Raw genomic sequence first — 11,206 nt, 5'->3', positions numbered from 1 at the left:
CGAAGGGGGCAAAGCCGCACACTCTCCTCACGATGCCGCCCCCGAAACCCAACAAAACGTCCATGATGGTAGCCGCCTTCCGGTCAGGCACCCAGTTCGCGCCGGAGCCGCTCGGCGTCGACACGCCAGAAGGTGTGCTGTTCGCCGTCGATCAGGACCACGGGGATCTGTTCCCAGTAGGCCCGGTGGAGCTCCTCGTCCCGGGTGATGTCCTTCTCCTCCCAGGATGCTCCGGTCTCCGCGCACACGGCCTCGACCACCGCGCGGGCGTCGTCGCAGAGATGGCATCCGGGCTTGCCGATCAGCGTCACCGTGCGCGACGCGGCGTCCTTCTTCTTCGTACGTCCGAACATGGCGTCCATTCTGACGCCGGTAACAGTGGAGTACCCCACTGTTCACACCACGGCATCCCCACAAGTCGGGAAGTACCGAACAGACTGGCTATGCTCAACGGCATGGCCGCTCTGGGATGGCTCACCCCCCGTAGGCGCTCCGCCACCGCGCGCAGCGTCCTGGCAGGCGAGGCCGCCGCCGAGGCGGCACGCAAGTCCTCGCTCCAGCTGGAACAGGAGCGCGAGGAGTCCGCCGCCGCGGAGACGGAGCCGGCCGAGCCGGAGTTCCCGGTCGTCGGCGACGTCCGGGCGGCCGCCTTCTTCGACCTCGACAACACCGTGATGCAGGGCGCCGCGATCTTCCACTTCGGTCGCGGCCTGTACAAGCGGAAGTTCTTCCAGCGCCGCGAACTCGCGCGCTTCGCCTGGCAGCAGGCCTGGTTCCGGCTCGCCGGCGTCGAGGACCCCGAGCACATGCAGGACGCCCGCGACAGCGCCCTGTCCATCGTGAAGGGCCACCGGGTCGCCGAGCTGATGTCGATCGGCGAGGAGATCTACGACGAGTACATGGCCGACCGCATCTGGCCCGGCACCCGGGGCCTCGCCCAGGCGCACCTGGACGCCGGCCAGAAGGTCTGGCTGGTCACCGCGGCCCCGGTCGAGACCGCCACGATCATCGCCCGCCGCCTGGGACTGACCGGCGCGCTCGGCACGGTCGCCGAGTCGGTCGACGGCGTCTACACGGGCCGGCTGGTAGGCGAGCCCCTGCACGGACCGGCCAAGGCCGAGGCGGTGCGGGCCCTCGCCGCCGCCGAGGGGCTCGACCTGGGCCGCTGCGCGGCGTACAGCGACTCGCACAACGACATCCCGATGCTGTCGCTGGTGGGCCACCCGTACGCGATCAACCCGGACGCCAAGCTCCGCAAGCACGCGAAGGACCGGGACTGGCGGCTGCGCGACTACCGGACCGGCCGCAAGGCCGCCAAGGTCGGCATCCCCGCCGCCGCGGGCCTGGGCGCGCTGGCCGGCGGCACCGCCGCCGCGGTCGCCCTGCACCGCCGCCGCCACTGACGCACCGCCCGGAGCTCCCGCGCTCCGGCACGCCGCCGGCCTGGCGATACGTTTCGGCTGCGATCGACTGCGACAACCCCGGACCAGCCGCGCTCAGCCGTCCGTGGTCGAACAGCACCGCACACGTCGACTCCCGGGCATTCCGGGCTCCTTACCCCGCAGCGGCCCCGATCACTCACCGGTCCCGCACTTGAGCACAACGCATCGCTCGCGCAGTCACACTCGGAAGCAAAGTGATCAAAGACCGGTCACAAACTGTGCCTTGATGCGACTACAAGCAGTAACAGATACGTCGTAACCGGTGATTTGAGCAACTGGGTGTAGCGCTGCCTGTACGAAGCGTTATTCTCCTCAAACGCACAAAGGACCCCTCACGTCGCCACGACGGGTGAACGGTCCCGCACTGCACGTGATGGAAGCTCTGCCTCTGGGAGTCCCGTGTACCCACACGTCGGGGTTGACGCCTCGGGCCTGGCTACGCTGCGCGCAACGGTCCTCGACCACTTGCGCGGCTTCGTCCCCACCGCGTACGCCGGCCCTGTCCCCGCCTTCGCCTTCGCCGCACCGGCACCCGCCGGTCCTTGCTACGCCCTGGCCGAGGGCGGCGCCGCCGTGAGCAGACGGGGCGCCCGCTCCGGCTCCGGAACCTCGACGACCGCCCGCCGCCCCACGGCCGACAGCGACAGCGCCCGCATGATGGACCTGGTCGAGCGCGCCCAGGCGGGCGAGGCCGAGGCCTTCGGCCGCCTGTACGACCAGTACAGCGACACGGTCTACCGCTACATCTACTACCGCGTCGGCGGGAAGGCGACGGCGGAGGACCTCACCAGCGAGACGTTCCTGCGCGCCCTGCGCCGGATCTCCACCTTCACCTGGCAGGGCCGCGACTTCGGCGCCTGGCTGGTCACCATCGCGCGGAACCTGGTCGCGGACCACTTCAAGTCCAGCCGTTTCCGCCTCGAGGTCACCACCGGCGAGATGCTCGACGCCAACGAGGTCGAGCGCAGCCCCGAGGACTCCGTCCTGGAGTCCCTGTCGAACGCGGCGCTCCTCGACGCGGTCCGCCGCCTCAACCCCCAGCAGCAGGAGTGCGTGACCCTGCGCTTCCTCCAGGGCCTCTCGGTCGCCGAGACCGCCCGGGTCATGGGCAAGAACGAGGGGGCGATCAAGACCCTCCAGTACCGGGCCGTCCGCACCCTCGCCCGCCTCCTCCCGGACGACGCCCGCTGACCGTTCCGCGCCCCCCACACGCGCTCCCCCACCCCGGTCCGCGCCCCCACGCACCCACCTCCCCCCACATCCCCACGACCCCTGCCCAACTCACAGTCGGTGACGCTCCGATGACGCACTGGTCCGATCATCTTTCGCGCGTAACCCAAGTGCCGCGCCGCTCGTTGTGCGGGATGCAGGCTCCCTCTGGTCACGCCACGTCCGCAGCCACTCACTCCTTCGAGTGGATGTGCTCAAGGTGTGCAACCTTCCGGACACCCCGGGGAGTCGACCGTCATGACGAGAGGAGGTGCCGCCAGTGATCGCGAACGTATCGGCGCACCGGCGGGCGAACGCCTTCGCCCAGGCCCTGGAGGACCGGGCGTCCGAGGACGCGGCGGCCGATCAGCCCGAGGCCCCGGCGGAACCGGCCGAACCCGCCGGACACGGACAGCTGTTGGCCTTGGCGAACGGCCTGGGCGAGCTGCCGAAGCCACAGCTCGACCCCGAGGTCAAGGTGGTGCAGCGAGCGCAGCTCGTCGCCGCCATGGAAGCGATGCTCATGGAAGGGGGCGCCGGCGCGGGCCCTTCGGTCCCGGAGCAGCGGACGTCCTCCGGGAAGGGCGCCCACCGGGCGTCCCCCCTCCGGAAACTGCGCCCGAGGTCCCGCTGGACCAAGGGCCTCGCCGCCGGCGGCCTCACGGTCGGCGTCGCGGCGGGCGCCTTCGGCGGGGTGGCCGCGGCCAGCTCCGACGCCCTCCCCGGTGACTCCCTCTACGGGCTCAAGCGGGGCATGGAGGACATCAAGCTGGGCATGGCGGACGACGACGCGGACCGCGGCGGCATCTACCTCGACCAGGCCTCCACCCGCCTCAGCGAGGCCCGCAGACTCATGGAGCGCGGCCGCTTCGGGGAGCTCGACCACGAGTCCCTCGCCGAGATCCGGCGCGTCCTGAGCGGGGTCACGCACGACGCCGCCGAGGGCCACCGGCTGCTCCACGCGGCCTATGAGCGGGACGGCGAGATCGGCCCGATGGCCCGGCTCAACTCCTTCGCCCAGGCCCACCGGGACACCTGGAACGGCCTGCGCGACCGGCTCCCCGTCCAGCTGGCGGACGTCGGCAGCGAGGTGACGGACGTCTTCGACGCCATAGACGAAGAGGTCCAGCCGCTCCAGTCGATGCTGCCCCGCACCCCCCAGAAGGGCGCGGTCGGCTCCACGGGCCCGAGCGGCGGGCCCCGCACCCCGGGAAGCAGCACCCCGGGCGCGGGCACCCAGCACCCCCACACCGGCCCGCAGTCCTCCGCCCCGGGCAGCCACTCGGCCCCGCCGCACTCGTCCGGGCCCAGCACGGGAACCACCCCGAGCACGGGCGGCGGCACGGACGCGCCGGAGGACGACGGCCTGCTCGGCGGCAGCGCCGGCGGACTGCTCAAGCCCTCCCCGACGGGCACGCCGGCGGCACCCACCGAGGGTCACCCGACCCCCGACGTGCCGGACGTGACCCTGCCGCCACTCCTGCCGGGCCTGCTTCCGGGCCTCGGCATCGACAGCGAGGACGCTCGCTGACACGGAGAAGGGGCGCCCCCACGGACGGGGGGCGCCCCTTCCTTCCTGCCGGGGTCTGTCGGGGTCTGCCTGGGTCTCTCCGGGTCAGAAGAACACCGAGCGCCGCTGCACCAGCAGCTTGTAGAGCGTGTGCTGGATCTGCTCCCGCACCTGGTCCGTCAGGTTGAACATCAGCATCGGGTCCTCCGCCGCCTCCGGCGCGTACGAGTCCGTCGGGATCGGCTCGCCGAACTGGATCGTCCACTTCGTCGGCAGCGGCACCGCGCCGAGCGGCCCCAGCCAGGGGAAGGTCGGCGTGAGCGGGAAGTAGGGGAAGCCCAGGACCCGTGCCAGGGTCTTGGCGTTCCCGAGCATCGGGTATATCTCCTCCGCGCCCACGATCGAGCAGGGCACGATCGGCACCCCGGCCCGCAGCGCCGTCGAGACGAAGCCGCCCCGACCGAACCGCTGGAGCTTGTACCGCTCCCCGAAGGGCTTCCCGATCCCCTTGAAGCCCTCCGGCATCACGCCGACGATCTCGCCCGCGCGCAGCAGCCGCTCCGCGTCCTCGGCGCAGGCCAGGGTGTGTCCCGCCTTGCGGGCCAGCTCGTTGACGACCGGCAGCACGAAGACGAGGTCCGCCGCGAGCAGCCGCAGATGCCGTCCGGCCGGATGGTTGTCGTGGACGGCGACCTGCATCATCAGCCCGTCCAGCGGCAGCGTCCCGGAGTGGTTGGCGACGATCAGCGCCCCGCCCTCGGCCGGGATGTTCTCGACGCCCTTCACCTCCACCCGGAAGTACTTCTCGTACAGCGGGCGCAGCAGCGACATCAGGACCTGGTCGGTGAGCTCCTCGTCGTAGCCGAACTCGTCGACCTCGTACTCCCCGGTGACCCGCCGCCGCAGGAACGCGAGCCCGCCCGCGAGCCGCCGCTCCCAGCCACCCCGGCCACCCCCGGCCGGCTCCGCCCCGGGGCCGGGCCCGGGAGCCGCCCCGGCGGGCACGGGGGGCCGTGGCACGGCCGCCGGCTCCGCGGGCTCCCCCGGGACCTCCTCGGCCCCCGGCAGGGCCCGTACGGCCGCCGCCTCGCCCTCGGCCCTGGCGGGCCGCCGCCGGGCCCGTGAGCGGTCGTCGTCGAACGGAATGACCTTGGCGTCCGCCATCGCAGTCGGGTCTCCTCAGGCGCCGTGGTGAAGGGTGGAAGCGTCAGTGGTGCCCAGCCGCCCGGCGAGCCGGTCCACCGCCCCGGCGAGCAGCTCGGGCGGCAGCAGTCCCGGCCCCCGGCCGCGCGCGAAGTCGGCGAGCGCCTCCGCCGTCGAGTAGCGCGGGGAGAAGCCGAGGACCTCCCGGGTCTGGACCGTCGAGACGACCCGGCCGTGCGTGAGGAGCCGGATCTGCTCGGGCGCGAAGTCGGTGATCCCGACCGTGCGCAGCGCCGTGCCCACCCAGGTGACCGCGGGCAGCAGCACCGGCACCGTCGGCCGCCCGAGGCGCCGCGCGCACTGGGACAGCAGCAGGACGCCGTCCCCGGCCACGTTGAAGGTGCCGCTGTTCTGGGTCGCCCTGCGGGGCTCGTGCGCCCCCAGGCGCAGGACGTCGACGACGTCGTCCTCGTGGACGAACTGGAGCCGGGGGTCGTAGCCGAGGACGGTCGGCAGCACCGGCAGCGCCAGGTACTCGGCGAGCGGCGAGTCGATCCGGGGCCCGAGGATGTTCGCGAACCGCAGCACGCACACCGCGACGTCCGGCCGGCGCCGGGCGAAACCCCGGACGTAGCCCTCGACCTCGACGGCGTCCTTGGCGAAGCCGCCGCTCGGCAGGGACTTCGCGGCGGTCGTCTCGGTGAAGACGGCCGGGTCCCGGGGCGCGGCCCCGTAGACGCTCGTACTGGACTTGATGACCAGCCGCCTGATGCGCGGCGACTTCTGACAGGCACCCAGCAGCTGCATGGTGCCGATGACGTTGGTCTCCTTGACCGAGGTCCGCCCGCCGCCGCCGAGCGCCGTACCGGTGACGTCCAGATGGACCACCGTGTCGACGTCGTGCTCGGCGAGGACCTTGGCGATCTCGGGCCGGCGGATGTCCGCCCGTACGAACTCGGCGGCGCCCAACTGGTGCGCGGGGTCGATCGCGTCCACGGCGACCACCCGCTCCACTTCCGGGTCCCGCTGGATCCGCCGCACGAAGCGGCCCCCGAGATGCCGGGCGGCACCGGTGACGAGCACGACCCTGCCCAAGATCAGCGCCTTCCGTCCGTCTTCCGTTGGTCGCCACCGTAGCGCCTCGAGATTTCCGCGGGATAAAAGCGTGGCCCTCCACCGCGAACGGTGAAGGGCCACGCTTGACGCGAAACGCTGCGGAGCAGCTGTCGCCTTACTTCTTGTTGCGACGCTGAACGCGCGTGCGCTTGAGCAGCTTGCGGTGCTTCTTCTTCGCCATCCGCTTGCGCCGCTTCTTGATAACAGAGCCCACGACTACCCTCGCTCACTTCTCGGAACATCCCCGCCTCCCGGCGGGGATCGGTGCGGGGCGTCTGGGCCCACACGACCTACGTCGGCCTAGCCTACCGTCCCGAGGACCGGGCTCGTACTCCGAGGGCGGTTCAGGGCTCCCGGCCCGACGGCCGGGCGCTCTCTACGCGGTCCCCACCCCCACGAAGGACTCCCGCAGGTACTCGTGAACCGCCTGTTCCGGCACCCGGAAGGACCTGCCCACCCGGATCGCCGGCAGATGACCGCTGTGCACCAAGCGGTACACGGTCATCTTCGAGACGCGCATCACCGAGGCGACTTCCGCCACGGTCAGAAACTTGACCTCGTTGAGAGGTCGTTCGCCAGCAGCCATGACCCACCTGTACCTTCCGCCGCGACGCCCACCGGCTTCCCCTCCGGTGACTCTTCGTCGCCGAGCGCTCACTCTCCAGACTAGGGGCGGGTGGTACGAGTGGGGAAGAGGAGCTGCCATCGGCCGTTTACCGTGACAGACGCGCTCGATTGAGTACATAGCGCGTCAGCGGGAGGTACGAGGCGGAGCGCACGCCGTCATCGAGCGGAACGGCCACCGACACCTGCCCCTCCGCCTCACCGACGAACAGCGCCGGATCGTCCGTATCGGCCAGACCGATGGCCTCGATACCCAGCTGACCTGCCCCGCAGACCCATCCGTGGTCCCCCACCACGAGCTCCGGCAGCGGCCCGCCGCCGTCCGCCGCGCTCTCCAGGGCGGCCCTGACCGGCAGCGGCGAATGGCAGTGCGCCCCCGGCACACGCCCCCCGCCGGACGGCCCGGGCTCCCGTACCAGCGCGACCCCCCGTACGTAGTCGAGGAGGTACGTACGTACGCCGAACCGGGTCGTTATGTCGACACATCGCCCCTGCGCCGGTGTGAGGACAAGACATCCCGCCGACGACAACGCGTCTGCGAGAGCGGCGTAGAAACCGAGGAGACGGTGCGGATGACCCGTCCCCAGGAGCACCGGGACCCGCCGCGCCGCCGCCGCGCCCAGGCGCGCCGCGAAGGCGTCGAGCCCCCGCACCGTGCGCTCCGGATCGATGACGTCCGCCCCCGACCGGTGCCCCGGATCCCCCGACACCCCGCACTTGTCGGCCATCAGCCGCAGCAGACCGGCCTCGTCCCACCCCCAGGCGGGGTCGAGCCCCAGCAGCACCCTCGGATCACGCGCGGCGAAGAGCCGGTAGCTCCGCAGGTTCTCCTCCCGCGAGGTCGCCACCGTGCCCGCCAACCCCGCCGCCAACAGATGCGCCCGCAGCGCCCCGGTACTCCACACCCACCCGATGCTGCCGGAACGCCCCCACCCCGGGATCCAAACCCCCCGGACACCCCACCGTCGGCGTAACACCCGGGAAAACGTTCCAGCGCGGGCAGGCCGAGGCCCCGGGACTAGGCCAGCAGCCCCCGCAGCGGAAACGCCGCCTTCCGGGTCGCCAGCACCGCCTGGTCGAGCCGGTCCGCCGGGTCGTACCCCCCGGCCCAGTCGCGGAAGCCCACCGGCCACCGCCCGTCCGTCATCCGCGCCGGCCCCCGCTGCCGGGTCCGCGCGTACACCTCGTCCCGCCAGGACTCCGGGATCACCGACGCCGGATCCACCGGGGCGTGCGCCGCGATCCCCACCAGATGCGTCCACGACCGCGGTACGACGTCGACCACCGCGTACCCGCCGCCGCCGAGCGCCACCCAGCGCCCCTCCGCGTGCTCGTGCGCGAGCTCGTGACAGGCCTCCTGCACCGCCCGCTGCGCGTCCAGCGACACCGCCAGGTGCGCCAGCGGATCCTCGAAGTGCGTGTCCGCCCCGTGCTGCGTCACCAGCACCTGCGGACGGAAGTCCGCCAGGAGCTCCGGCACCACCGCGTGGAAGGCCCGCAGCCACCCCGCGTCCCCCGTCCCGGCCGGCAGCGCCACGTTCACGGCCCCGCCCTCCCCGGGGCCCGGGGCACCCGTCTCCTCCGGCCAGCCGGTCTGCGGGAACAGCGTCCGCGGATGCTCGTGCAGGGAGACCGTCAGCACCCGCGGGTCCTCCCAGAACGCCGCCTGCACCCCGTCGCCGTGGTGCACGTCCACGTCCACGTACGCGACCCGCTCCGCGCCCAGTTCGAGCAGCCGGGCGATCGCCAGCGACGCGTCGTTGTAGATGCAGAAGCCCGAGGCGGCCCCCGGCATGGCGTGGTGCAGCCCCCCGGCGAAGTTCACCGCGTGCGCGGCCTCCCCGCGCCAGACCGCCTCGGCCGCGCCCACCGACTGCCCGGCGATCAGCGCCGACACCTCGTGCATCCCGGAGAAAGCCGGATCGTCGACCGTGCCCAGCCCGTACGCCTGGTCCGCGTGCCGGGGATCGGCCGAGGCCGCCCGCACCGCAGCGACGTAGTCCTCACGGTGCACGAGCCGAAGCGTCGACTCCCCGGCCGGCTTCGCAGCCACCACATTCACCGCCCGGTCGAGCCCGTAGGCCCGCACCAGCGACATCGTCAGCGCGAGCCGGACCGGATCCATCGGATGCTCGGACCCGAAGTCGTACTGCGTGACAGCTTCATCCCACATCAACAGTGCGCGGCCGCTCATGCCCGCCACCGTATCGGGCCTCGCGCGAGCCGAACGACGTGGCGTACACCACCGTGACGAGCACCAGCACCATCGGCACCAGCATCGCCCCCCGGTAGCTCCACGCGTCCCCGAGCGCCCCCACGAGCGGGGATCCCACGAGGAACCCGACGTAGTTGAAGACGTTCAGCCGCGCCACCGCCGCGTCACTGGCCCCCGGGAACAGCCGCCCGGCCGCGGCGAAGGTCTGCGGCACGATCACGCTCAGCCCGAGCCCCAGCACCGTGAACCCGGCGATCCCTGCCCAGGACCCCGGGGCCACCGCGACCACCGCGAACCCGAGCCCGGCGAGCACGGCACCCGCGCGCACCACCAGGACGGCCCCGAAGCGCCGCACCCCGAAGTCCCCGACGGCCCGCCCGAGCAGCGTCGTCACCATGTACGCGTTGTACGGCACCGTCGCCAGCTCCTCGGAGCTGCCGAGCACGTCCTGGAGGTACTTGGCACTCCAGTTGGAGACCGTCGAGTCCCCGATGTACGCGAAGGTCATCACGAGGCAGAGCGGCAGCAGCAGCTTGAAGACGACACCGTTCCCCCGACCGCCCGCCTCCGCCCCGTCGACCGCCGGCTCCCCGCCGCCCACGTACCACCGGCTGCCGACGAGCACTACGGGCAGCAGCACGGCCACCACCGGCAGGTACGAGACGAACAGCGACAGGTGCCAGTGGGCCCCCACCCAGGCCAGCGACGCCCCCGCGATCCCGCCGAGGCTGTACGCGGCGTGGAAGCCGAGCATGATGCTCCGCCCGTACGCCCGCTGGAGGCTGACGCCCAGCATGTTCATCGAGGCGTCCAGGGCGCCCACGGCCAGCCCGAAGAGCCCCAGGGCGACCGCCGCGTGCCACAGCTCGGACCCCAGGCCCACCGCGAGGAGGGCCAGCAGCACGAAGGGCTGCGCCCACCGCAGTACCACCGCGGGCCCGACCCTCGCGACGACCTTCTCGGTCACCACACTCGCCACACCGGCCAGGATCGGGACGGCCGCCAGGAAGGCCGGCAGCAGCCCGTCCGAGATCCCGTACTGGTCCTGGATCGCTGGTATTCGGGTCACGAGCAGGGCGAAGGTGACCCCCTGCACGAAGAAGCTGACCGCCAGGGCTCCCCGCCCACGCCGCACACGCGCATCCGTCATGGCGGCACAGCGTACGGCCGGAAACTACCGCTGGGTAGATGGATCACGTCCCCAAAATCGCGGGAAGCCCATCCATCCTGTCGAAGAAGCCCTTGGCCCCCGTGAGCTTGGCCTCCGGGGTCATGGCGGTGAACCCGTAGACGTCCATCCCGGCGGCCAGGGCGGCCTGCACCCCGGGCCCGCTGTCCTCGACCACCACACACCGCTCGGGCGCGACCCCCATCCGCTCGGCGGCGTGGAGGAAGAGGTCGGGCGCCGGCTTGCCCCGGCCGACGTCCTCGGCGCTGAAGATGGTCGCGTCCGTGAACCAGACGTCGAGCCCGGTCTTCCGGTGACCGACCCTGATGCGCTCGTGGCTGCCGGAGGAGGCCACGCAGTACGGGACGCCGGCCGCGGCAAGCCCCTTGAGGACGTCTCCGGCCCCGGCCACGGGCTCCAACTCGGCCTGGAAGGCGGCGAACACACGGGAGTGGAAGACGTCGTCGAAGTCCGCGGGCAGCTTCTGCCCGCTCCGCTCCTCGACACGCTCATGGATGGTGTGCATGGCCGAACCCATGTAGTCGCGCACGGACTCCTCGTACGTGGTGGGGTGCCCGAGCTCCGTCAGATAGCCGGCCAGCAGGGTGTTGGAAATCGGCTCGCTGTCGACGAGCACCCCGTCGTTGTCGAAGATGACCAGGTCGTATCGCATGACCACAGCCTAGAACGCAAAAATGCCTCAACCCCCGGACAAGGTCCAGGGGTTGAGGCTAAAAATTGTTCGGCGGCGTCCTACTCTCCCACAGGGTCCCCCCTGC

12 protein-coding genes are annotated in these 11,206 nt (G+C 71.9%); 3 read left to right on the top strand and 9 right to left on the bottom strand.

What is annotated here, in order from left to right; all coding sequences use genetic code 11:
• Window positions 1-83 precede the first annotated feature (83 nt).
• Window positions 84-362, bottom strand: a complete 279-nt coding sequence (locus ACFYXU_RS33910) for a glutaredoxin family protein (RefSeq protein ID WP_329857933.1) — start codon at window positions 360-362, stop codon at window positions 84-86.
• A 93-nt stretch (window positions 363-455) separates the two neighbouring features.
• Here ACFYXU_RS33910 and ACFYXU_RS33905 point away from each other — a divergent pair, with 93 nt between their 5' ends.
• The 3 genes from ACFYXU_RS33905 to ACFYXU_RS33895 all read left to right on the top strand — a co-directional run bounded on the left by ACFYXU_RS33905 (window position 456) and on the right by ACFYXU_RS33895 (window position 4,182).
• Entirely contained in the window at window positions 456-1,403 is a 948-nt protein-coding gene (locus tag ACFYXU_RS33905; RefSeq protein ID WP_376516589.1) for an HAD family hydrolase, read from the top strand.
• A gap of 438 nt (window positions 1,404-1,841) precedes the next feature.
• The gene (locus ACFYXU_RS33900; RefSeq protein ID WP_329857936.1) at window positions 1,842-2,633 is read left to right on the top strand and encodes an ECF subfamily RNA polymerase sigma factor, BldN family; all 792 of its coding nucleotides are present in this window, start codon (window positions 1,842-1,844) and stop codon (window positions 2,631-2,633) included.
• A gap of 298 nt (window positions 2,634-2,931) precedes the next feature.
• On the top strand, window positions 2,932-4,182 hold the full coding sequence (locus ACFYXU_RS33895; RefSeq protein ID WP_389461468.1) for a DUF5667 domain-containing protein: 1,251 nt from the start codon (window positions 2,932-2,934) through the stop codon (window positions 4,180-4,182).
• Window positions 4,183-4,266: 84 nt separating this feature from the next.
• Here the strand turns inward: ACFYXU_RS33895 and ACFYXU_RS33890 are convergent, their stop codons facing one another.
• The 8 genes from ACFYXU_RS33890 to ACFYXU_RS33855 form a co-directional block, all read right to left on the bottom strand.
• On the bottom strand, window positions 4,267-5,325 hold the full coding sequence (locus tag ACFYXU_RS33890; RefSeq protein WP_376516585.1) for a lysophospholipid acyltransferase family protein: 1,059 nt from the start codon (window positions 5,323-5,325) through the stop codon (window positions 4,267-4,269).
• A gap of 15 nt (window positions 5,326-5,340) precedes the next feature.
• Window positions 5,341-6,399: an NAD-dependent epimerase/dehydratase family protein gene (locus tag ACFYXU_RS33885; RefSeq protein WP_389408900.1), complete on the bottom strand. Its 1,059-nt coding sequence runs from the start codon at window positions 6,397-6,399 to the stop codon at window positions 5,341-5,343.
• Window positions 6,400-6,535: 136 nt separating this feature from the next.
• On the bottom strand, window positions 6,536-6,634 hold the full coding sequence (locus tag ACFYXU_RS33880; RefSeq protein WP_003948845.1) for a 30S ribosomal protein bS22: 99 nt from the start codon (window positions 6,632-6,634) through the stop codon (window positions 6,536-6,538).
• Window positions 6,635-6,796: 162 nt separating this feature from the next.
• Window positions 6,797-7,006 carry a helix-turn-helix domain-containing protein gene (locus tag ACFYXU_RS33875; RefSeq protein WP_015034391.1) on the bottom strand — a complete coding sequence of 70 codons (210 nt, stop codon included), beginning with the start codon at window positions 7,004-7,006 and terminating at the stop codon, window positions 6,797-6,799.
• 127 nt (window positions 7,007-7,133) lie between these two features.
• Window positions 7,134-7,949: a phosphatase gene (locus ACFYXU_RS33870; RefSeq protein ID WP_389461466.1), complete on the bottom strand. Its 816-nt coding sequence runs from the start codon at window positions 7,947-7,949 to the stop codon at window positions 7,134-7,136.
• Window positions 7,950-8,062: 113 nt separating this feature from the next.
• Window positions 8,063-9,238, bottom strand: a complete 1,176-nt coding sequence (locus tag ACFYXU_RS33865; RefSeq protein ID WP_389461464.1) for an acetoin utilization protein AcuC — start codon at window positions 9,236-9,238, stop codon at window positions 8,063-8,065.
• A complete protein-coding gene (locus ACFYXU_RS33860) occupies window positions 9,207-10,409 on the bottom strand; it encodes an MFS transporter (protein WP_376516577.1) in 1,203 nt (400 codons plus the stop codon). The genes ACFYXU_RS33865 and ACFYXU_RS33860 overlap by 32 nt, the downstream gene beginning before the upstream one ends.
• Before the next feature lie 43 nt (window positions 10,410-10,452).
• Window positions 10,453-11,100, bottom strand: a complete 648-nt coding sequence (locus tag ACFYXU_RS33855) for an HAD family hydrolase (RefSeq protein ID WP_389461462.1) — start codon at window positions 11,098-11,100, stop codon at window positions 10,453-10,455.
• Window positions 11,101-11,206: the final 106 nt, after the last annotated feature.

Source organism: Streptomyces sp. NPDC002232, assembly GCF_042890295.1.
Lineage (GTDB): Bacteria > Actinomycetota > Actinomycetes > Streptomycetales > Streptomycetaceae > Streptomyces.
Note: the sequence above shows the minus strand (reverse complement) of the source record. Positions and strands in the feature narration are given on the sequence as shown.